The following is a 22,765-nucleotide window of genomic DNA, read 5'->3' as shown; positions in this document are numbered from 1 at the left end:
CACCCCCGGTGCTATGATCCGATCCCTGCGCCGCAAAGAGTACAAACTCCCCGGCGCATGTCTGGCCGCCCGTGATCGGCCTTGCGCTCACCGCAACTGACCTGATTAGGAGAATCATCATGGCTTTCGAATTGCCGCCGCTGCCTTACGCACACGATGCCCTGCAGCCGCACATTTCAGAGGAAACTCTGCAGTACCACCACGACAAGCACCACAACACCTATGTCGTGAACCTGAACAACCTGGTGCCAGGCACCGAGTTCGAAGGCAAGACCCTGGAAGAAATCGTCAAGACTTCCTCGGGCGGTATCTTCAACAACGCCGCTCAGGTCTGGAACCACACTTTCTACTGGAACTGCCTGGCGCCAAACGCCGGCGGTCAACCAACCGGCGCGCTGGCTGATGCCATCAACGCAGCTTTCGGTTCGTTCGACAAGTTCAAGGAAGAGTTCAGCAAAACCTCCATCGGCACCTTCGGTTCCGGTTGGGGCTGGCTGGTGAAAAAGGCTGACGGTTCCCTGGCCCTGGCCAGCACCATCGGCGCCGGCAACCCGCTGACCAGCGGCGACACCCCGCTGCTGACCTGCGACGTCTGGGAACACGCTTACTACATCGACTACCGCAACCTTCGTCCGAAGTACGTCGAAGCGTTCTGGAACCTGGTCAACTGGAAATTCGTAGCTGAGCAGTTCGAAGGCAAAACCTTCACCGCTTAAGCTTCGCACCAGTCAAGAAACCCGGCTTTGGCCGGGTTTTTTTATGGGCAGGGGAAATGGGTACATTCCTACAGCCGCCTTCGCGGGCAAGCCTCGCTCCACAAGGAGCGGTCACAAAATCTGTGTACGACACAAATCCTGTGGGAGCGGGCTTGCCCGCGATAGCGGTGTATCAGGCTCAGGGATGTTGGATGTGCCGCCGTCATCGCGGGCAAGCCCGCTCCCACAGTATTGCGGTGTATCTGAGAGCTACGCCGGATCGACGTTATCCAGCGCCCGACAGTTGGAGGGCGCTTTCCCACAACGCGAGTGGCATTCGCCCTCTTGCCCTCACATCACAGCGGTCTAACATCAACTACGAGGAAAAATTGTCCCGTTCCCCTCAAGTTGAGGGCCTCAACAACCGACACAGTGCTAATAGGGCAAATACTCCAAACAACAGCATATCGGCCAAGCTACCGGCAAAATCCCCTGGGTTGGATTGTCCCTTTGACTGAGATCACGGGATTGCCAATACTCATGGCAACTTGACGCTACCCGCACGGAACAAGGAATAACCCTTTGAAGCTGGAACTCAAGAACAGCTTGTCGGTGAAGTTGCTCCGGGTCGTGCTCCTGTCGGCATTGATCGTCGGCGTGGTCTTGAGCTGCGCGCAGATCGTTTTCGATGCCTATAAAACACGCCAGGCCGTGGCCAACGATGCTCAGCGCATCCTCGATATGTTCCGTGACCCCTCGACCCAGGCCGTCTACAGCCTGGACCGGGAAATGGGTATGCAGGTGATCGAAGGCCTGTTTCAGGACGACGCCGTGCGCATGGCCTCCATCGGCCATCCTAATGAAGCCATGCTTGCGCAAAAAACCCGTGAACTGCAGCACTCCAACAGCCGCTGGCTGACTGACCTGATCCTCGGCAACGAACGCACCTTCACCACCCAACTGGTGGGCCGCGGGCCCTACAGCGAGTACTACGGCGACCTGAGCATTACCCTCGACACGGCCACCTACGGCAAGGGCTTCATTGTCAGCTCGGTGATCATCTTCATCTCTGGCGTATTGCGCGCCCTGGCCATGGCTCTGGTGCTGTATCTGGTCTATCACTGGCTGCTGACCAAACCGCTGTCGCGGATTATCGAGCACCTGACCGAAATCAACCCGGACCGGCCCAGTGCCCACAAGATTCCGCAGCTCAAGGGTCATGAGAGAAACGAGTTGGGGGTCTGGATCAACACCGCCAACCAGTTGCTCGAATCCATCGAGCGCAACACTCACCTGCGCCACGAAGCGGAAAACAGCCTGCTGCGCATGGCCCAGTACGACTTTCTCACCGGTTTGCCGAACCGCCAGCAATTGCAGCAACAACTGGACAAAATCCTCGTCGACGCCGGCAAATTGCAGCGCCGGGTAGCGGTGCTGTGTGTCGGGCTCGATGATTTCAAAGGCATCAACGAACAGTTCAGCTATCAGACCGGCGACCAATTGCTGCTGGCCCTGGCCGATCGTCTGCGGGCTCACAGCGGTCGACTCGGCGCCCTCGCCCGTTTGGGTGGCGACCAGTTCGCACTGGTCCAGGCCGACATCGAACAACCCTATGAAGCGGCCGAACTGGCCCAAAGCATTCTCGATGATCTGGAAGCGGCGTTCGCCCTCGATCATCAGGAAATCCGCCTGCGCGCCACCATCGGTATCACCCTGTTCCCCGAGGACGGTGACAGCACCGAGAAGTTGCTGCAAAAAGCCGAGCAGACCATGACCCTGGCCAAGACTCGCTCGCGCAACCGTTATCAGTTCTATATCGCCAGCGTCGACACGGAAATGCGGCGGCGCCGCGAGTTGGAAAAAGACTTGCGCGATGCCTTGATCCGCGACCAGTTCTACCTCGTTTATCAACCGCAGATCAGCTACCGCGATCATCGCGTGGTGGGCGTCGAGGCGTTGATTCGCTGGCAGCATCCCGAACACGGGCTGGTGCCGCCGGACCTGTTTATCCCGCTGGCCGAGCAGAACGGCACCATCATCGCCATCGGCGAATGGGTGCTGGATCAGGCCTGCAAACAATTGCGCGAATGGCACGATCAGGGTTTCGACCTGCGCATGGCGGTGAACCTGTCCACCGTGCAATTGCACCACGCCGAGTTGCCGCGGGTGGTCAACAACCTGCTGCAAATGTACCGCCTGCCACCGCGCAGCCTGGAACTGGAAGTCACCGAAACCGGCCTGATGGAAGACATCAGCACCGCCGCCCAGCATCTGCTGAGCCTGCGTCGCTCCGGCGCGCTGATCGCCATCGACGACTTCGGCACCGGTTATTCATCACTGAGTTATCTGAAAAGCCTGCCGCTGGACAAGATCAAGATCGACAAGAGCTTCGTTCAGGACCTGCTCGATGATGACGACGATGCGACCATCGTTCGCGCCATCATCCAGCTGGGCAAGAGCCTGGGCATGCAGGTGATTGCCGAAGGCGTGGAAACCGCCGAGCAAGAGGCCTACATCATCTCCGAAGGCTGCCACGAAGGTCAGGGCTATCACTACAGCAAACCGCTGCCGGCACGGGAATTGAGCGCCTACCTCAAGCAAGCCCAACGCAGTAACGCAGCTATTTTGTAGAAGATCAAAAGATCGCAGCCTCGTTTCACTCGACAGCTCCTACATGAACCGCGTGCTTGTGTAGGAGCTGTCGAGCGAAACGAGGCTGCGATCTCTTGATCTATGACACAACTTCCGCGCGAATAAGAAATATTTACAAGCACAACCCTTTACACATAATGCGAAAGATTTGCATTATGTCGCAGTTTTGCGCGCCCTCCACGCGCGTCCATTAATCACCGAAGCAGGATGTTCGCCATGATTCGTATGCCTCTGGCCACCGCCAGTCTGCTGGCCATCGCTATTTCCCTCGCCGGTTGCGGCGAAGGCAAAGACAAGGCTGCCGCTCCACAAGCGCCGACCCCGGCCGCCAGCACCGCTGCCCCGGCTGCACCTGCTGCTACCGGTAAAGTCGATGAAGCCGCCGCCAAGGCTGTGGTCGCGCACTACGCCGACATCGTCTTCGCCGTTTACAGCGATGCCGAATCCACTGCGAAAACCCTGCAAACCGCCGTCGACGCATTCCTCGCCAAGCCGAACGCCGACACCCTGAAAGCCGCCAAGGCTGCCTGGGTCGCGGCCCGCGTGCCTTACCTGCAGAGCGAAGTGTTCCGCTTCGGCAACACCATCATCGACGACTGGGAAGGTCAGGTTAACGCCTGGCCACTGGACGAAGGCCTGATCGACTACGTCGACAAATCCTACGAACACGCACTGGGTAACCCGGGCGCCACCGCCAACATCATCGCCAACACTAAAGTTCAGGTCGGCGAAGACAAGGTCGACGTGAAAGACATCACCCCGGAAAAACTCGCCAGCCTGAACGAGCTGGGCGGTTCCGAGGCCAACGTCGCCACCGGCTACCACGCCATCGAATTCCTGCTCTGGGGCCAGGACCTGAACGGCACCGGCCCTGGCGCCGGCAACCGTCCAGCTTCCGACTACCTGGAAGGCAAAGGCGCTACCGGCGGTCACAACGATCGTCGTCGCGCTTACCTGAAATCCGTGACCCAACTGCTGGTCAACGACCTGCAGGAAATGGTCGGTAACTGGAAGCCGAACGTGGCCGACAACTACCGCGCCACCCTGGAAGCGGAACCGGCTGAAACCGGTCTGCGCAAAATGCTGTTCGGCATGGGCAGCCTGTCCTTGGGCGAACTGGCGGGCGAGCGCATGAAGGTTTCCCTGGAAGCCAACTCCCCGGAAGACGAACAGGATTGCTTCAGCGACAACACCCACAACTCGCACTTCTACGACGCCAAAGGCGTGCGTAACGTGTACCTGGGCGAATACACCCGCGTCGATGGCAGCAAAATGACTGGCGCCAGCCTGTCGTCGCTGGTCGCCAAAGCCGACCCGGCAGCCGATACCGCGCTGAAAGCCGACCTGGCCGCCACCGAAGCCAAGCTTCAGGTCATGGTCGATCACGCCAACAAGGGTGAGCACTACGACCAACTGATCGCTGCGGGCAACACTGCTGGCAACCAGATCGTGCGCGACGCCATCGCCTCGCTGGTCAAGCAGACCGGTTCGATCGAAGCGGCCGCCGGCAAACTGGGCATCAGCGACCTGAACCCGGACAACGCTGATCACGAGTTCTGATCAACGCTGACTGAATGAAAAAGGCGACCTGCGGGTCGCCTTTTTCATGCCTGATTTTTGAGTGACGCTGATGGCCTCATCGCGGGCAAGCCACGCTCCCACAGGTTCAGTGCAAGACCCTGTGGGAGCGGGCTTGCCCGCGATGGCCTCGACACGGTCTCAAGTCAATCCCCGCCTCAGATCAACCAAACGATAATTCCTCTTATTCAAACTCCCCTGCCCTGTTAGACTTTGCGCCCTTGTTTTGCTCGCCTTGCAGGATGTCCGATGCCCTCGCTGCCTCTTCGCTTGTCCGCACTGTTGCTGGCCCTGGGCCTGAGTGCGTGCGATGACGCCCCGCGTTTTACCCAGGCCGAACCCGGTGAAGCCCGCTCCGGCGGCAGTGCGACGGTGCGCAAGACCGATCAGAACGCGTTCTCCCTGCCGTCCGCCAATCTGCCGCCGTCACGGCGCGTCGATTTCAGCGTCGGCAACAGTTTCTTTCGCAGCCCTTGGGTGATTGCCCCATCGACCACCACCGCCCGCGATGGCCTCGGCCCGTTGTTCAATACCAACGCCTGCCAGAACTGCCACATCAAGGACGGGCGTGGTCACCCGCCTGCGCCCGATGCGCCGAATGCGGTGTCGATGCTGGTGCGTCTGTCGATCCCTGATTCGCCGGCCTACACCAAAGTCATCGAACAACTGGGTGTGGTGCCGGAGCCGGTTTACGGCGGGCAGTTCCAGGACATGTCGGTGCCCGGCGTCGTCCCGGAAGGCAAGGTGCGCGTCGATTACACGCCGGTCCCGGTGCGTTTCAAGGATGGCAGCGAAATCGAGTTGCGTAAGCCGACCCTGCAGATCACCCAACTCGGCTACGGCCCGATGCACCCCGACACGCGTTTTTCGGCGCGCATCGCACCGCCGATGATTGGCCTGGGCTTGCTTGAAGCGATCCCCGACGAGGCCATCCTGGCCAACGCTGAGGCTCAGGCGCGCGAGAAGAACGGCATCGCCGGACGACCGAACCGGGTCTGGGACGACGCGCAGCAGAAAACCGTCCTCGGGCGATTTGGCTGGAAGGCCGGGCAACCGAACCTCAATCAACAAAACGTTCACGCGTTCTCTGGTGATATGGGCCTCACGACCAGCCTGAGAACCGTTGATGACTGCACCGACGCGCAAACCGCTTGCAAGCAGGCGCCCAACGGCAATGGCCCGGATGGTGAGCCAGAAGTCAGCGACAACATCCTGCGTCTGGTGCTGTTCTACAGCCGTAACCTCGCGGTACCGGCCCGTCGCGATGTCGGCGCGCCGCAAGTGCTGGCCGGCAAGAATCTGTTTTTCCAGGCGGGATGCCAGTCCTGCCACACCCCGAAATACACCACCGCCGCCAACGCCGCGGAACCTGAATTGGCCAATCAAGTGATTCGCCCTTACAGCGACCTGCTGCTGCATGACATGGGCGACGGTTTAGCCGACAACCGCACCGAGTTTCAAGCCAGCGGCCGCGACTGGCGCACCCCGCCATTGTGGGGCATCGGCCTGACCCAGGCAGTCAGCGGCCACACCCAGTTTTTGCATGACGGCCGCGCCCGTAACGTGCTCGAAGCCGTGCTCTGGCATGGCGGCGAGGCAAAGGCGGCGCAGCAACAGGTTTTGTCTTTCAATGCCGAGCAGCGCGCGGCGTTGCTGGCGTTTTTGAATTCTCTTTAATACGTTTTCCTTCAGCGGGAGCCCGACATGTTCCGTCCCAAATTGTTGTTCACTAGCCTTGCCGCCCTCGCCCTGGGCGCCTGTTCGCCCCAGGACCCGCAAGCGGTCACGTCGGCGGCTATCGCCAAGCAAGTAGTCCTGCCGACCTACAGCCGCTGGGTTGAAGCCGACCGTCAATTGGCGGTCAGCGCCCTGGCGTTCTGCCAAGGCAAGGAAACCCTGGACACCGCCCGCGCCGACTTCCTGCACGCGCAGAAAGCCTGGGCCGAGTTGCAACCGCTGCTGATCGGGCCGCTGGCCGAGGGCAATCGTTCGTGGCAAGTGCAGTTCTGGCCGGACAAGAAAAACCTCGTCGGCCGTCAGGTCGAGCAACTGGTCACCACGCAACCGCAGATCGATGCCGCCGCCCTGGCCAAGTCCAGCGTCGTGGTTCAAGGCCTCTCGGCGTATGAATATGTTCTGTTCGACAGCAAGATCGACATGGCCGACAGCGCTCAGAAAGCCAAATACTGCCCGCTGCTGACGGCCATTGGCGAACGTCAGAAGCAACTGGCCGAAGAGATCCTGTCGCGCTGGAACACCAACGACGGCATGCTCGCGCAGATGAGCAAATTCCCGAACCAGCGCTACGCCGACTCCCACGAAGCGATCGCCGATCTGCTGCGCGTGCAAGTGACGGCGCTGGACACCCTGAAGAAAAAACTCGGCACGCCGATGGGCCGTCAGAGCAAGGGTACTCCACAGCCGTTCCAGGCCGATGCGTGGCGCAGCCAATCGTCGCTGCAAGGCCTGCAATCGAGCCTGAGCGCGGCGCAAACCGTTTGGGTCGGTGTCGACAACAAAGGCTTGCGCGGTCTGTTGCCGAGCGAGCAGAAACCCTTGGCCGACAAGATCGACGCGGCCTATGCAACGTCCCTGAAATTGTTCGCCAGCAACCAGCGCTCGCTGACCGACATGCTCACCGACGATGCCGGGCGCCAGCAGCTCAACGCGATCTACGACAGCCTCAACGTTGTCCATCGCCTGCACGAAGGCGAACTGGCCAAGGCGCTGGGCATCCAACTGGGCTTCAACGCCAACGACGGTGACTGATGAGGGCAAGTGCCATGCTGCGACGCCAGGCTCTGACGTTAGGGAGTTTGCTGCTGGGTGCGGTGACACTGGGCGGCTGGACGCTGTTCAAGCAAAAGGACAAAAGCCCGCTGCTGCTCTCGGCGCGGGACGATGGTGACGGCAAGCATTACGCCGTCGGTTATCGGCTGGACGGTACCCGGGTGTTTGCCACCCAGGTCGGCCAGCGTTGCCACGACATCATCAACCATCCGACGCTGCCGATAGCGCTGTTCGTTGCCCGACGTCCCGGCACCGAGAGTTACCTGATCGACCTGCGCGACGGCACGCTGCTGCAAACCGTGGTCTCGCAGCCGAACCGGCACTTCTACGGTCATGCAGTGATTCACCAGAGCGGCGACTGGTTGTACGCCACCGAGAACGACACCTCCGATCCGGGCCGTGGCCTGCTCGGTGTGTATAAGTTCGAAGGTGAGCGACTGGTGCACAGCGGCGAGCTTTCCACCCACGGTGTCGGCCCGCATCAGGTGTCGTGGATGCCCGATGGCGAGACGCTGATTGTGGCCAACGGCGGCATTCGCACCGAGGCCGAAAGCCGGGTCGAGATGAACCTCAACGCGATGGAACCGAGCCTGGTGTTGATGCAGCGCGATGGCACTTTGTTGAGCAAGGAAACACTGGCCCAGCAGATGAACAGCGTGCGGCATTTGGGCGTCGCCAGCGACGGCACCATCGTCGCCGGCCAGCAGTTCATGGGCGCTGCCCACGAGTCATCGGAGCTGCTGGCGATCAAGCGGCCCGGCCAACCGTTCGTGGCGTTCCCGGTGCCCGAGCATCAGTTGCAGGCCATGGGGCATTACACCGCCAGCGTCGCCGTACACAGCGAACTGCGTCTGGTCGCCCTGACCGCGCCGCGGGGCAACCGCTTTTTTATCTGGGACCTGGACAGCGGTGAAGTACGCCTGGATGCGCCACTTCCCGACTGCGCTGGTGTCGGCGCCGTGGCCGATGGTTTTGTCGTGACCTCGGGCCAAGGCCGTTGCCGGTACTACGATTGCCGCCAGACAACCCTTGTTGCAAAACCTCTGGAATTGCCTGCGGGGCTCTGGGACAACCATCTTCATCTGATCTGACTTCATCCCCTTGTAGGAGCGAAGCTTGCTCGCGAAAGCGGTGTATCAGTCAATGCATTAGTTGGCTGATACACCGCTTTCGCGAGCAAGCTTCGCTCCTACAGGGTTTGCGTCATTCTGTAATAACTGCCAGTTGGAATCCCCCTTACACTCGGAGTAATGTTCCCGCCTGTCTCACCTGATTTTCTCCAAGGAACTGGAAATATGCTGCGTCGCCGCATGCTGATCATGTTGGGTGTTGTTCTGCTAATCGTGCTGGTCCTGGCCGGTTACAAAGCCTTCTCCATCTATACGATGATGCAGGGCTTCTCCGCGCCGAAACCGCCGATAAGTGTCGCCGTGGCCACTGCCACCGAACGTCCGTGGCAAAGCCGTTTGCCAACGGTCGGCACCCTCACGGCGCTGCAAGGGGTCGACCTGAGCCTGGAGATCGCCGGTACCGTCAAGGAGGTGCAGTTCGAGTCGGGGCAGAAGGTCAAGGCCGGTCAGCCGATCCTGCAACTCGATACCGCCGTTGAAACTGCCCTGCTGGCAACCGCTCAAGCCGACCTGGGACTGGCGCAACTGGATTACGGACGCGGCAGCCAATTGGTGGGTAGCCAGGCTATTTCCAAAGGCGAGTTCGACCGACTCTCGGCGGTGTTGCAAAAGAGCCGGGCCACGGTCAATCAACTCAAGGCGGCACTGGAAAGAAAACGCATCCTCGCCCCGTTCAGCGGGACCATCGGCATTCGTCAGGTAGACGTCGGCGACTACGTGGCCAGCGGCACGATGATCGCCACCCTGCAAGACATCAGCAGCCTCTACGTCGACTTCTTTGTGCCCGAACAATCGGTGCCGAAAATCGCCCTCGGCCAACCGGTACAAGTCATTGTCTCGGCCTACCCGACAGAGAGTTTCCCCGGCACTATCAGTGCGATCAACCCGAAGGTCGAGAGCAGCACCCGCAACGTGCTGGTACGCGCAACCCTGGCCAACCCCGATGACAAACTGCTGCCGGGGATGTTCGCCAGCCTGCAGGTGATATTGCCTGATCCGCAGCCACGCATCGTCGTGCCGGAAAGCGCGATCACCTACACCCTGTATGGCAACTCGCTGTACGTCGTCGCGCAGAAAAAGGCCGAAGACGGCAGCCTCGAAAAAGACGACAAGGGTCAGCCGATCCTGATCGCCGAGCGGCGCTTCATCGAAACCGGTGAGCGCCGCGACGGAATGGTCATGATCACCAAAGGCGTGCAGAACGGCGAAAAAGTGGTCACGGGGGGTCAGATCAAACTGGACCACGGCGCGCACATTGCCATCAGCGACGACAAGACCCTAGCCGAGAAGAGCAGTCAGCCGCGCGCTGACTGATCAAGGAATCCCCATGGCTTTTACCGACCCGTTCATCCGCCGCCCGGTGCTCGCCACCGTGGTCAGCCTGTTGATTGTGCTGCTGGGCTTCCAGGCCTGGAGCAAGTTGCCGCTGCGCCAATACCCGCAAATGGAAAACGCCCTGATCACGGTCACCACCGCTTACCCCGGGGCCAACGCCGAAACCATCCAGGGTTACATCACCCAACCGATGCAGCAGAGCCTGGCCAGCGCCGAAGGCATCGACTACATGACCTCGGTCAGCCGCCAGAACTTCTCGGTGATCTCGATCTACGCGCGCATCGGTTCCAACAGCGACCGCTTGTTCACCGAACTGCTGGCCAAGGCCAACGAGGTCAAGAACCAGCTGCCCCAGGACGCCGAAGACCCGGTACTGAGCAAGGAAGCCGCCGACGCCTCGGCGCTGATGTACATCAGCTTCTTCAGCGACGAGCTGAGCAATCCGCAGATCACCGATTACCTGTCACGGGTCATCCAGCCGAAACTGGCGACCTTGCCGGGCATGGCCGAAGCCGAGATTCTCGGCAACCAGGTGTTCGCCATGCGCCTGTGGCTGGACCCGGTGAAACTCGCCGGTTTCGGCCTGAGCGCCAGCGACGTGACCAACGCCGTACGCCAATACAACTTCCTCTCCGCCGCCGGCGAAGTGAAAGGCGAGTATGTGGTCACCAGCATCAACGCCAACACCGAACTCAAATCCGCCGAGGCCTTTGGCTCGATCCCGCTCAAGGTCGAGGGCGACAGTCGCGTACTGCTGCGGGACGTGGCGCGGGTCGAGATGGGCGCAGAGAACTACAACACCATCAGTTCCTTCGGCGGCACGCCCTCGGTGTACATCGGCATCAAGGCCACGCCCGGCGCCAACCCGCTGGACGTGATCAGGGAAGTGCGCAAGATCATGCCGGAGCTGGAAGCCCAGCTGCCGCCGAACCTGAAAGGTGAAATCGCCTACGACGCCACGCTGTTTATCCAGGCCTCCATCGACGAAGTGGTGAAAACCCTGTTCGAAGCGGTGCTGATCGTGATCGTGGTGGTGTTCCTGTTCCTCGGCGCCCTGCGTTCGGTGGTGATCCCGGTGGTCACCATTCCGCTGTCGATGATCGGCGTGATGTTCTTCATGCAGATGATGGGCTACTCGATCAATCTGCTGACTTTGCTGGCGATGGTATTGGCCATCGGGCTGGTGGTGGACGACGCCATTGTGGTGGTGGAAAACATCCATCGGCACATTGAAGAAGGCAAGACACCGCTGGATGCCGCGCTTGAAGGCGCTGCGGAAATCGCCATGCCGGTGGTGTCGATGACCATTACCCTGGCGGCGGTCTATGCGCCGATCGGCTTCCTGACCGGCCTGACGGGAGCGCTATTCAAGGAGTTCGCCCTGACCCTGGCCGGGGCGGTGGTGATTTCCGGCGTCGTAGCCCTGACGCTGTCGCCGATGATGTGCGCCCTGCTGCTGCGCCACGATGAAAACCCTACCGGCCTTGCCCATCGCCTGGACATGATCTTCGAAGGCCTCAAGCGTCGTTACCAGAGTGTGCTTCATGGCACCCTCAACACCCGGCCGGTGGTACTGGTGTTCGCAGTGATCGTGCTCTGCCTGATTCCGGTGCTGCTCAAATTCACCCAGTCGGAACTGGCGCCGGACGAGGACCAGGGCGTCATCTTCATGATGGCCAGTGCTCCGCAACCAGCCAACCTCGACTACCTGAACACCTACACCGACGAGTTCCTCGCGATTTTCAAGGAGTTCCCCGAGTACTACTCCTCGTTCCAGATCAACGGCTTCAATGGCGTGCAATCGGGGATCGGTGGCTTCCTGCTCAAACCCTGGAACGAACGCGACCGGACCCAGATGCAGATCCTGCCCGAGGTCCAGGGCAAACTGGCAAGCATTCCGGGCTTACAGATCTTCGGCTTCAACCTGCCTTCCCTGCCGGGCACGGGTGAAGGCTTGCCGTTTCAGTTCGTGATCAACTCGGCCAACAGCTATGAGTCATTGTTGGAAGTGACGGACCGGGTGAAAAAAAGAGCGACGGAATCCGGCAAGTTTGCCTTTGTCGACGTCGACCTGGCCTTCGACAAACCCGAAGTCGTGGTGGATATCGATCGCGCCAAGGCCGCACAGATGGGTGTATCGATGCAGGACTTGGGGGGCACCCTCGCAACATTGCTGGGTGAAGCGGAGATCAACCGTTTCACCATCGAAGGTCGCAGCTATAAAGTCATTGCACAGGTTGAACGGCCTTTCCGGGATAATCCCGACTGGCTGAACCATTATTACGTCAAGAACACCAAGGGCGAATTGCTGCCCCTATCGACCCTGATCACCGTGACCGACCGGGCGCGACCGCGTCAGTTGAACCAGTTCCAGCAACTCAACTCGGCAATTCTTTCCGGGGTCCCGCTGGTCAGCATGGGTGAAGCCATCGACACCGTGCGCCAGATCGCCCGGGAAGAAGCTCCGGCGGGTTATGCCGTCGACTATGCCGGTGCATCACGGCAATACGTTCAGGAAGGCAGCGCGCTGTGGGTCACCTTTGCCCTGGCGCTGGCGATCATCTTCCTGGTGCTGGCGGCCCAGTTCGAAAGCTTCCGCGACCCACTGGTGATTCTGGTGACCGTGCCGCTGTCGATCTGCGGCGCATTGATCCCGCTGTTCCTTGGCTGGTCGAGCATGAACATCTATACCCAGGTGGGACTGGTGACGTTGATCGGGCTGATCAGCAAGCACGGGATTCTGATCGTTCAGTTCGCCAACCAGTTACGCAACGAGAAGGGGCTGTCGCCTCGCGAAGCGGTGGAGGAAGCGGCGGCCATTCGCCTGCGTCCGGTGTTGATGACCACGGCGGCGATGGTGTTCGGCATGGTGCCGTTGATCATCGCCACGGGCGCGGGGGCGGTCAGTCGGTTCGACATCGGCACGGTGATCGCGACGGGGATGTCGATCGGGACGCTGTTCACCTTGTTCGTGTTGCCGTGCATCTACACGTTGCTGGCCAAGCCCGATAAACCTGAAAAACACCCATAATCCTGTGGGAGCGAGCCTGTGTGGCGAGGAGGCTTGCCCCGTTCGGCTGCGTAGCAGTCGCAAAACATTGCATGCGGTGTACCTGATACACCGCGATTGCAGGTTTTGGGGCCGCTTTGCGACCCAACGGGGGCAAGCCCCCTCGCCCACACAGGCTCGCTCCCACAAGGGATCGCGCAAGACTTGAGTCAACGGATACAAAAAAGGCCTCGCATCTGCGAGGCTTTTTATTTGGGCTTCAGTTTGTTCAACTCTGTGGCCTCAGTCCCTGAGAAAGTCCGAACATGAACAGTAACAAGTCATGATCGGGTTGAGTGGCCACGGGTGCCTTGGCAACCCGGGGCAACGGACAATGCGCGTCACCGTGCACGGAGCTCAGGACTTGAGTGCGGGGCTGCTCCCAAGCCGCCACCGCCAATGAAGCAACTGCCAAGGCTCCGGCTAAAAACAAACCTCGTGCAATTTCGAGTTTCATTGTTATAAGCCTTTGATAGCGCTGCCAAACGCCGTCTCATAAAAATAGACGAGTTTTTTCCAGTCCGTATCGCTGAACGACGAGTGGCGACGCAGCTGTTTCATGTCATGGGCCGCCGCTTGACGGGCGGTCAAACGCTGCCGACATTTCTCCAGATCGATCAATGCCACCTCGACCTTTGCGGACTCGCTTTCGCCGGTGACCCGCACGAATACATGCTTGATGTAGATGCAGCTGTGCTGCCAACGGCCCTTGTGCATACGGGTGAGGTTGTCAGCCAGATCCTTCAACACGCGGTCATGCACCTCCTCACCGTAACGCTCGCGACCACCACCCGCGTACCAGTGTTTGATTTCCTCAAAGCCATCCAGGGATTTGGTAACCAGCAATGCCCGCCATTCATTATTCTCGGGATCGCGCTGTGCCCCGCAAAAAACGATTTCCGGAACACGAACATCAAGCAGGCGCAAACCGATGAGCGCATCACGCTCGCGCAACACCGTCGGCCGACCGAACGGGTGTAACCCGCTGCGATAGATATGCCCGGTTTGACGCTTGGTGTAGAGCTGCTGTCCATCACTGCCCATAACGCGCTGCACGCCACTTTCACCACCGCGACGGACGTTGGGTTCTTCGACCCATTCACCGCGCAGGTTCCAGAAGTAGTCGAAGCGGTCCTGAGAAGCCACTTCCGTTGGTGCTGCACATTTCACTGCCATCTTGTTACCTTTTGCGTAATACGTATACCCGCCACATGGCGTAGAGCGGTAAAAAATCCAGTCGTTCCTGGATCCGAAAACCCGCCTGCTCGAATTCTTTTTCAACCGTGGCAGCCGGTAACACAAATCGATTTTGGTAACCCTCCTGCCCACGCTTTTTCTCGGCGCGCTTGCGTTTCCAGGCCTTGAAATTGCCGTCCACCCACAACGAAACAATCACGCTGTCGCGGGTGACGCGCTCGAATTCGCGCAGGATGGCCAGTCGATGCTCGGCTTCACCGATGTGATGGAGCAAGCGCATGCAGAAGATGCTGTCGACGGCGTTATCGGGTAAGGCAATGTCGAATGCAGAAGTGTGCAAGGGTTGTACCCGTTTTACCACGTCGGCGGGTTGCGCCTGCATGGCAGTCTTCAACATGGACTCCGAGTTGTCGGCCCCGATGATGACGCGGTTGTGTTTTTCCGCCAGCAGCGGCCAGAAACGCCCCGCGCCGCACGGTAAATCGAGGACCAACCCAGGCTCACCGGCCAGCGTCAGCGCTTTTCGCGCCAATTGTTCGTCACGCCAGTGGGACAGTCGGCGGCTGAGCCCCTCCTGATGCTTGCGCAAATATTTCTGGGCGTGTTGATCGTCGTACTTTTCGGAAAAATCGAGTTTGATCGGGCCAGCCATCACTGCAGTCTCCTGAACTTCTGATGACCACCACCTTAGGTAGCGCGCTGTCAGCGTCAGGTCATGCGTTTGTGAAAAATTTGTCATGTAAAACCCGGAATTATTTCAAGGTTTTACAGGGCCAATTCAGGATCTTTTCGTTTTTCCTTCAGATCAAAGACGGAGTCAAATCCACCTGGAAACGGCAACCATTGGGCTCCATGTTAGTCAGGCTGACGTTCCAGCCCTGGTTCTCGCAAATCCGCTGCACCAGCGACAGCCCCAGCCCCAGGCCCTCACCGCGTTTCTCGTTGCCGCGCACGAAAGGCTCGAACATCGCCTCGCGTTTTTCCTCGGGAATGCCGACACCACTGTCCTCGACCACGAACCCTGTATCCGTCAAGGCGAGGCGAATGTAACCGTGCTCGGTGTAATGCAGCGCATTTCGCAACAGGTTGCCCATTACTGCATGCAAAAGGGTCGCGTTATAGCGGGTGTCCGGCGGATTGCCCGGCTCAAAGTTCAGCGTCAGGCCCTTGGCTTCGATCGGCTCGCGCCATTGAGAGAGCAGCCCGTCGGCTACCTGGCTCAGGGTCTGCTGGGGGGCCATGCTGGCGTCTTCATGTTGAGCACGAGCCAGCATGAGGAAGGTTTGCACCAGCTCGCGCATCTCGGCACACGCACGGGCGATTCGCTCGACCTGGGCACGGCCGCGCTGATCGATGCCGGGGTTTTCCAGCAATAGCTCACAGGAACTGGCCAACACCATCAACGGCGTGCGCAGTTCGTGGCTGACGTCACTGGTGAACAATCGCTCACGGGTCAACGCCTGACGCAAGCGCCCCAGGGTAGCGTCGAAGGCCACGGCCAGTTCGCCCACTTCATCGGCGGCATAGTCCGGCGCCAGTGGCGGCGCCAGGCCCAGCAACTGATCGCGATGACGCACCTGACGGGCCAGTCGCACCACCGGCGCCATGACCTTGCGCGCCAGCACCCAGCCAAGAAATACCGCCAATGCCAGGCTCAGGACGAAACCCACCAGCACCACGGCAAACAGCACCCGCTCACGCTCTTCGAAATCGCTCTGGTCCTGCAACAGCACGTAACGCCGACCGTCGACGATTTCGACCATCGCGTGATACGACAGCTGCTCGCGAAAGACTTCATGAAAGCCTGAGTCCAGGTGCCGCAAATCCTTGGGCAATTCGAAGTCGCCCGGCCCGCCGCTGAAATAGAACAGCTGGTCCGGCTCGGGGCGGTGGCTCCAGTCCGACACGCTGTCCATCAGCAACAGGCGTTGCAAATCGCCGCCCAGACCTGCCGAAATCAGCTTTTCTTCCACCAGGTGCACGGTCGCCACAATGCCCATGGCGAAGGCTCCCGCCACCAGTGCGCTCATCAACGCAAAGGCGATGATGATCCGTTGAGCAAGGCTCTGTTTAAACTCCATCACGGCCCTCGGCCAAGCGATAACCGACGCCATGCACCGTGTGCAACAAGGGCTTGTCGAACGGCTTGTCGATCACCTGACGCAGTTGATGGACGTGGCTGCGCAGGCTGTCGCTGTCCGGGCAGTCATCGCCCCACAGGGCCTCTTCGAGAACCTCGCGGCGTAACACATGGGGGCTTTTCTGCATCAACACGGCCAGCAACTTCAGGCCCACCGGGTTGAGTTTCAGCAGACGGCCTTCGCGCGTCACTTCCAGGGTATCGAGGTCGTAGCTCAGATCACCGACCTGCAAGGCACGGCGACCGCCTCCTTGGGCACGGCGCATGACCGCCTCGATCCGCGCGGCCAGTTCAGACAGGGCAAAGGGTTTGATCAGGTAATCGTCGGCACCAGACTTGAAGCCTTGCAAACGATCATCCAGTTGATCGCGCGCAGTGAGCATGATCACCGGAGTGTCGCGGCGGGCGTCTTCGCGCAGGCGTTTGCACAGGGTGTAGCCGTCAATGCCGGGCAGCATGATGTCGAGCACGATCAAATCGTAATGCTCGGTGGCGGCCAGGTGCAGGCCCGACAAACCGTCCTGCGCGCAATCCACGGTGTAACCCTTGAGCCCAAGATAATCGGCCAGATTGGCCAGGATATCGCGGTTGTCTTCAACCAATAGAATTCGCATCGGCACCTCCTCCGTACACAGTAACGGCTGTCTTGGCGCGCAGCTTAAGGCCAAGTGTGGCTCAGGGATAGGGTGGCGTGCAGGGGTAAATCCGACAAAAAAAACCTGAAACGGCCTTAACAACTTTTTCACCATCGATTCACAGGCTGACGACAGAGGCGTGTTCAGACTCCCGCGGTTGTGCTCTTCAGAACATTTCACTCACCAAGGAATTGCCATGGCTTCGACCGCTGCCCACCCCGCTTCCAGGCCACTGAATGCCTGGCTATGCCTGGGAGTGCCCGCCATTGCGGCGATCACCCTGCTGTTGCTCGAACTGACGTCCCTGGACATGGATCTTGCCAAGCTGTTCTATGACCCGGTTGCCGGGGCGTTCATCGGGCGGCACAGTTACTTCCTGGAAAACATCCTGCATGACCGGGCCAAGCAAGTGGTCATCGCCTTTTCGGTGTTCGCCATCCTGGGCTTCATCGGCTCCTTTTTCATGGAAAGGCTCAAACCGTTCAAGCGTGAACTGGGTTGCCTGGTGTTGTCTCTGGCACTGGCAACCTCGTTTGTCACCCCGGTCAAAGCGGTGACGGCGGTGCAATGCCCATGGAGCCTGGAGCAATTCGGCGGGCACGAAACCTACAGCGAACTGCTCAGCCCTCGCCCGCACACCGACAAGCCTGGCCGCTGCTGGCCTGGCGGTCATGCGGCGACTGGCTTCACGTTGTTTGCGCTGTTCTTCGTGTTGCGCGACCGTCGTCCGCGTCTGGCACGCAAGGCGTTTGTCCTGGCCTTCACGTTGGGCTCAGTATTTTCCATCAGCCGGATGATGCAGGGAGCGCACTTCTTTTCGCACAATGTGTGGACGGCGATTTTCTGCTGGTTGATTTGTCTGGGGGCGTATTACTACATCCTTTATCGACCGGCTTCCAAGGCTGAACGGGTGAGTGAGGCAGAACCGGTCAACGCCTGAGCTGACGCCTTCGCGAGCAAGCCCGCTCCCACAGGTTTAACGCAATCCACTGTGGGAGCGTGGCTTGCCCGCGATGGGCGCGACTCGGTCTCCAGACCTACCAAAATGAGGACAATAAAAAACCCCGCCTGCTTAACGCAGGCGGGGTTTTTATGTACGGGGTGAGGCTGGCTTACATCATGCCGCCCATGCCGCCCATACCGCCCATGTCTGGCATGCCGCCGCCAGCTGGTGCGTCGTCCTTGATCTCGGCGATCATGGCTTCGGTGGTGATCATCAGGCTGGCAATCGACGAAGCCGCTTGCAGAGCCGAACGAGTCACTTTAGCCGGGTCCAGGATACCCATTTCGATCATGTCGCCGTATTCGCCGGTAGCAGCGTTGTAACCGTAGTTACCCGAACCCTGCTTGACCTTGTCGACTACTACGCTTGGCTCGTCGCCGGAGTTGGCAACGATCTGACGCAGTGGCGCTTCGACAGCGCGACGCAGCAACTGGATGCCAACGTTCTGGTCATCGTTGTCGCCTTTCAGCTCGGAGATTGCCTGCAGAGCGCGAACCAGTGCCACGCCGCCGCCAGGTACCACGCCTTCTTCAACGGCTGCACGGGTAGCGTGCAGGGCGTCTTCAACGCGGGCTTTCTTCTCTTTCATTTCAACTTCGGAACCAGCGCCAACCTTGATCACTGCAACGCCGCCGGACAGTTTGGCCAGACGCTCTTGCAGTTTTTCACGGTCGTAGTCGGACGAAGTATCAGCCACTTGCTGACGGATCTGCAGAACGCGAGCCTGGATGTCAGCCTCAACGCCGGCACCGTCGATCACGGTGGTGTTTTCTTTGGACAGGATCACGCGCTTGGCATTACCCAGGTGTTCCAGGGTAGTGCTTTCCAGGCTCAGACCGATCTCTTCGGAGATAACGGTACCGCCAGTCAGAACAGCGATGTCCTGCAGCATGGCCTTGCGACGGTCGCCGAAGCCTGGAGCCTTGACGGCTGCGACTTTAACGATGCCACGCATGTTGTTCACAACCAGAGTCGCCAGGGCTTCGCCTTCAACGTCTTCGGCAACGATCAGCAGTGGACGGCCGGCTTTGGCAACGGCTTCCAGTACTGGCAGCATTTCGCGGATGTTCGAGATTTTTTTGTCGACCAGCAGGATCAGCGGACCGTCCAGCTCGGCAGTCATGGTCTCTGGCTTGTTGACGAAGTACGGGGACAGGTAGCCACGGTCGAACTGCATGCCTTCAACAACCGACAGTTCGTTTTCCAGGCCCGAGCCTTCTTCAACGGTGATCACGCCTTCTTTACCGACTTTTTCCATGGCTTCGGCAATGATGTCGCCGATGGAGCTGTCGGAGTTGGCCGAGATGGTGCCGACCTGAGCGATGGCCTTGGTGTCAGCGCAAGGCTTGGACAGGGCTTTCAGCTCTTTGACGATCGCGATGGTCGCTTTGTCGATACCGCGCTTCAGGTCCATCGGGTTCATGCCGGCAGCGACGGCTTTCAGGCCTTCGTTGACGATCGATTGAGCCAGAACGGTAGCGGTGGTGGTGCCGTCGCCTGCGTCATCGTTGGCACGGGAGGCAACGTCTTTGACCAGCTGCGCGCCCATGTTTTCGAAGCGATCTTTCAGCTCGATTTCTTTGGCAACGGAAACGCCGTCCTTGGTGATGGTCGGAGCGCCGAAGCTCTTCTCGATGATCACGTTACGGCCTTTAGGGCCCAGGGTCGCTTTTACTGCGTCAGCCAGGACGTTGACACCGGCGAGCATTTTCTTGCGGGCGGAATCGCCGAATTTAACTTCTTTAGCAGCCATGATCGATATTCCTTAAATACTTTGTAGTAGCGGGAAAATGAGCGGGGAATCAGCCTTCGATAACGGCGAGGATTTCGCTCTCGCCAATTACCAGCAGGTCTTCGCCGTCAACTTTCACAGTGTTGCTGCCGGAGTAAGGGCCGAACACAACCTTGTCACCCACTTTCACGGCCAGCGCACGCACTTCACCGTTGTCCAGTGCTTTGCCTGGGCCTACAGCGAGGACTTCGCCCTGGTTTGGCTTTTCAGCAGCCGAACCTGGCAGGACGATACCGCCAGCGGTTTTCTTTTCTTCTTCGCTGCGACGGACGACGACGCGGTCATGCAGAGGACGAAGCTTCATTGTCGATCTCTCCTAATTGTGGTTTTCATCGGCCGGTGTAGTCCCGGCGGGTTTAACAAATCCGGCGGCGCCGGGTGCGGTTCGTCAAGCGAACCGCGGAAGTCTGTCTGGCGCAATTGCCAGAAACCTTGCGGTGACCGTTACATAAGGGCGCACAAGCTTATTTCAAGGGCTGGGAGCGAAAATTTTTTACGTCGATGCCCTGAAAACGAACACGGCACCCGAGGGTGCCGTGTCGATGGAAGTGTTACTTGGAATCGCGGTGTTCAAACTCGCCTTCAATCACATTGGGCTCACGGCCCAGTGGCTGCTGCGGAGCAGGACCGCCCCGTGGCTGAAGGTCATCGGCGAACGCACGCTGACGTATCGCTTGTTCCTCGGCGCGTAGACGCATTTTATTGGCCAGCAGTCGACGAGAGATCGGCAGCAACATGATCAGACCCAGCACGTCGGTGACGAAGCCCGGCAGAATCAACAGACCGCCAGCCAGGGCCAGCATCAGGCCTTCGAGCATGGTCTGAGCCGGCAGTTCGCCGCGATTCAGGCTTTCACGGGCGCGCAGCGCAGTAGCCAGACCGGCGATACGCAGCACGAACACGCCGAGCATCGAGCCGAGAATGATCAGCAGCAGGGCCGGGAAAAAACCGATCGCCCCACTAACCTTGACGAATACGAACAGCTCCAACACCGGGAACAGTACAAAGAGCAATAAAAAAGGGCGCATCAAATGGTTCCTCAACGCAAGAATACCTTGCCAGTTTTCCTTAGATGACGTCGCCGTTTCGTGAATTCAAGCGTCGGCCACTTCATTTTTCGGCCAATGCTCGGCGTGAGCCAGGAAAACCAAGGCTTCCCGGACTTGTGTCGGCGTATTACAGGGCGTTTGAAACGGCAGCCAGTAGAGCCCCTGCCCGATACGCAAGTGCATGCCTTCGGTGTCGATACCGGCCAATTGCGCCGGTGCAGTTTTCGGCAGCCCCGCCAGCTCGACGTAGTGCGCAATGGCTTTAGCGTGATCGGCATTCATGTGCTCGACCATGCTCACTTCGGCCTTGCCGGAGAACGGGTTGGCGAGGGTCAACTGATCGATCCAGTGGATCGCGCCGAAGCCACCGATGTAGCGGTGACGTACCTCGTTGAGCACCCAGAAATCGAAATCATGGGCCTTGTGATAGTTCTGCGAATCGGGGAAATAGCGGTAGTAACGCTCGGCGGCCGCTTCGATGGCAGCGGGGTCTTGAAGCTTTTCTGCCTCGGCGAGGTAAGTCAGGCGACCAACGGCTTGTACGTCTTCGGCTTCACGCTCACCCACCAGCAGCGAGCATTTCGGATCTTTCTGCAGGTTGTGAGTGTGCTGGGCGATGCGGCTGATAAGGATCAGCGGCCGGCCCCGCTCGTCCAGACAGTAAGGAACCACGGAGCCAAACGGAAAACCGGGCATCGATTTGGAGTGCGTCGAGAGCACTCCACGGTATTCCTTGAGAAGCAATTCTCGGGCATGCTTAGCCACTACAACGCTCAATTTATGACTCCTTATATAGAATCCGTCAAAAAAACGGACAGGCGCCTGGGTAAAGTTCCAGCACGCCATAGGGGCAGTTCTCATGTGCAGCCAGGCCACATCAGGCTCAGATCGAGAGGCCCTCTAGAAGGAAAACCACTCCGATCTGCTATGGGGCTATGCGAATGCAACTCACTGACAAAGTAATCATTATCACCGGCGGTTGCCAGGGTTTAGGCCGTTCCATGGCCGAGTATCTCGCAGGCAAAGGCGCGAAGCTGGCGCTGGTAGATCTGAATCAGGAAAAACTCGACGCCGCCGTCGCGGCGTGCAAAGCCAAGGGTGTCGAGGCCCGCGCCTATCTGTGCAACGTCGCCGATGAAGAGCAAGTGACTCACATGGCCGCCCAGGTGGCTGACGATTTCGGTGCGATCCATGGCTTGATCAACAACGCCGGCATTCTGCGCGACGGCCTGCTGTTGAAGGTCAAGGACGGCGAAATGACCAAGATGAGCCTGGCTCAATGGCAGGCAGTCATCGACGTCAACCTGACCGGCGTGTTCCTGTGCACCCGTGAAGTCGCGGCAAAAATGGTCGAGCTGAATAACAGCGGCGCGATCATCAATATCTCGTCGATTTCGCGCGCCGGCAACGTTGGCCAGACCAACTACTCCGCCGCCAAGGCCGGTGTCGCTGCGGCGACCGTGACCTGGGCCAAGGAACTGGCACGTTACGGCATTCGCGTGGCGGGCATTGCACCGGGCTTCATTGAGACCGAGATGACCCTGAGCATGAAGCCGGAAGCGCTGGAGAAAATGACTTCGGGGATTCCGCTCAAGCGCATGGGTAAACCTGAAGAGATCGCCCAGTCGGCGGCCTACATTTTCGAGAACGACTACTACACCGGTCGGATTCTGGAATTGGATGGCGGGTTGCGGATCTAGAGCAAGATCAAAAGATCGCA

The 22,765-nt window shown here is 59.4% G+C and carries 19 protein-coding genes; 10 read left to right on the top strand and 9 right to left on the bottom strand.

Features of this window, described 5'->3' with window-relative positions; all coding sequences use genetic code 11:
* The first annotated feature begins 119 nt into the window (after positions 1-119).
* From JFU11_RS10090 to JFU11_RS10055, 8 genes are all read left to right on the top strand, one after another.
* Positions 120-716: a Fe-Mn family superoxide dismutase gene (locus JFU11_RS10090; RefSeq protein WP_007898423.1), complete on the top strand. Its 597-nt coding sequence runs from the start codon at positions 120-122 to the stop codon at positions 714-716.
* 561 nt (positions 717-1,277) lie between these two features.
* Positions 1,278-3,326 carry a bifunctional diguanylate cyclase/phosphodiesterase gene (locus tag JFU11_RS10085; protein WP_123719333.1) on the top strand — a complete coding sequence of 683 codons (2,049 nt, stop codon included), beginning with the start codon at positions 1,278-1,280 and terminating at the stop codon, positions 3,324-3,326.
* Between the two features lie 237 nt (positions 3,327-3,563).
* Positions 3,564-4,907, top strand: coding sequence for an imelysin family protein (locus JFU11_RS10080; RefSeq protein WP_123719334.1), 1,344 nt, complete (start codon positions 3,564-3,566; stop codon positions 4,905-4,907).
* Positions 4,908-5,174: 267 nt separating this feature from the next.
* A complete protein-coding gene (locus tag JFU11_RS10075) occupies positions 5,175-6,602 on the top strand; it encodes a di-heme oxidoredictase family protein (protein WP_201060539.1) in 1,428 nt (475 codons plus the stop codon).
* A gap of 27 nt (positions 6,603-6,629) precedes the next feature.
* Positions 6,630-7,694 carry an imelysin family protein gene (locus tag JFU11_RS10070; RefSeq protein WP_201060538.1) on the top strand — a complete coding sequence of 355 codons (1,065 nt, stop codon included), beginning with the start codon at positions 6,630-6,632 and terminating at the stop codon, positions 7,692-7,694.
* 14 nt (positions 7,695-7,708) lie between these two features.
* The gene (locus JFU11_RS10065; RefSeq protein WP_123719337.1) at positions 7,709-8,806 is read left to right on the top strand and encodes a DUF1513 domain-containing protein; all 1,098 of its coding nucleotides are present in this window, start codon (positions 7,709-7,711) and stop codon (positions 8,804-8,806) included.
* 204 nt (positions 8,807-9,010) lie between these two features.
* Complete coding sequence (locus JFU11_RS10060) at positions 9,011-10,159, top strand: efflux RND transporter periplasmic adaptor subunit (RefSeq protein WP_123719338.1); 1,149 nt, start codon at positions 9,011-9,013, stop codon at positions 10,157-10,159.
* A 13-nt stretch (positions 10,160-10,172) separates the two neighbouring features.
* Entirely contained in the window at positions 10,173-13,211 is a 3,039-nt protein-coding gene (locus JFU11_RS10055) for a multidrug efflux RND transporter permease subunit (RefSeq protein ID WP_201060537.1), read from the top strand.
* A gap of 247 nt (positions 13,212-13,458) precedes the next feature.
* Here the strand turns inward: JFU11_RS10055 and JFU11_RS10050 are convergent, their stop codons facing one another.
* The 5 genes from JFU11_RS10050 to colR form a co-directional block, all read right to left on the bottom strand.
* Positions 13,459-13,686 (bottom strand): hypothetical protein, encoded by a 228-nt coding sequence (locus tag JFU11_RS10050; protein ID WP_026331876.1) that lies wholly within the window; start codon positions 13,684-13,686, stop codon positions 13,459-13,461.
* Positions 13,687-13,688: 2 nt separating this feature from the next.
* Complete coding sequence (locus JFU11_RS10045) at positions 13,689-14,405, bottom strand: lipopolysaccharide kinase InaA family protein (protein ID WP_201060536.1); 717 nt, start codon at positions 14,403-14,405, stop codon at positions 13,689-13,691.
* Between the two features lie 4 nt (positions 14,406-14,409).
* The gene (locus tag JFU11_RS10040) at positions 14,410-15,078 is read right to left on the bottom strand and encodes a class I SAM-dependent methyltransferase (RefSeq protein ID WP_123719341.1); all 669 of its coding nucleotides are present in this window, start codon (positions 15,076-15,078) and stop codon (positions 14,410-14,412) included.
* 148 nt (positions 15,079-15,226) lie between these two features.
* Positions 15,227-16,507, bottom strand: coding sequence for a HAMP domain-containing sensor histidine kinase (locus JFU11_RS10035; protein ID WP_123719342.1), 1,281 nt, complete (start codon positions 16,505-16,507; stop codon positions 15,227-15,229).
* Positions 16,497-17,180 carry a two-component system response regulator ColR gene (gene colR / locus JFU11_RS10030; protein ID WP_008069526.1) on the bottom strand — a complete coding sequence of 228 codons (684 nt, stop codon included), beginning with the start codon at positions 17,178-17,180 and terminating at the stop codon, positions 16,497-16,499. Before colR ends, JFU11_RS10035 begins: the two co-directional genes overlap by 11 nt.
* A gap of 217 nt (positions 17,181-17,397) precedes the next feature.
* Here colR and JFU11_RS10025 point away from each other — a divergent pair, with 217 nt between their 5' ends.
* Positions 17,398-18,141, top strand: coding sequence for a phosphatase PAP2 family protein (locus tag JFU11_RS10025; RefSeq protein ID WP_201060535.1), 744 nt, complete (start codon positions 17,398-17,400; stop codon positions 18,139-18,141).
* Positions 18,142-18,313: 172 nt separating this feature from the next.
* On the opposite strand, the gene groL is transcribed toward JFU11_RS10025, so the two are convergent.
* The 4 genes from groL to JFU11_RS10005 all read right to left on the bottom strand — a co-directional run bounded on the left by groL (position 18,314) and on the right by JFU11_RS10005 (position 21,822).
* Positions 18,314-19,957, bottom strand: coding sequence for a chaperonin GroEL (gene groL, locus JFU11_RS10020; protein ID WP_074874047.1), 1,644 nt, complete (start codon positions 19,955-19,957; stop codon positions 18,314-18,316).
* A gap of 49 nt (positions 19,958-20,006) precedes the next feature.
* Complete coding sequence (locus JFU11_RS10015) at positions 20,007-20,300, bottom strand: co-chaperone GroES (RefSeq protein ID WP_007898444.1); 294 nt, start codon at positions 20,298-20,300, stop codon at positions 20,007-20,009.
* A 247-nt stretch (positions 20,301-20,547) separates the two neighbouring features.
* A complete protein-coding gene (locus JFU11_RS10010) occupies positions 20,548-21,024 on the bottom strand; it encodes an FxsA family protein (RefSeq protein WP_052966136.1) in 477 nt (158 codons plus the stop codon).
* Between the two features lie 66 nt (positions 21,025-21,090).
* A complete protein-coding gene (locus JFU11_RS10005; protein WP_123719344.1) occupies positions 21,091-21,822 on the bottom strand; it encodes a HugZ family protein in 732 nt (243 codons plus the stop codon).
* Between the two features lie 164 nt (positions 21,823-21,986).
* Here JFU11_RS10005 and JFU11_RS10000 point away from each other — a divergent pair, with 164 nt between their 5' ends.
* Positions 21,987-22,745, top strand: a complete 759-nt coding sequence (locus JFU11_RS10000; RefSeq protein WP_038981884.1) for an SDR family oxidoreductase — start codon at positions 21,987-21,989, stop codon at positions 22,743-22,745.
* Positions 22,746-22,765 lie beyond the last annotated feature (20 nt).

It is taken from the genome of Pseudomonas sp. TH37, assembly GCF_016650735.1.
GTDB classification, from domain to species: domain Bacteria; phylum Pseudomonadota; class Gammaproteobacteria; order Pseudomonadales; family Pseudomonadaceae; genus Aquipseudomonas; species Aquipseudomonas farris.
This window is presented reverse-complemented; position numbering and strand designations above follow the sequence as displayed.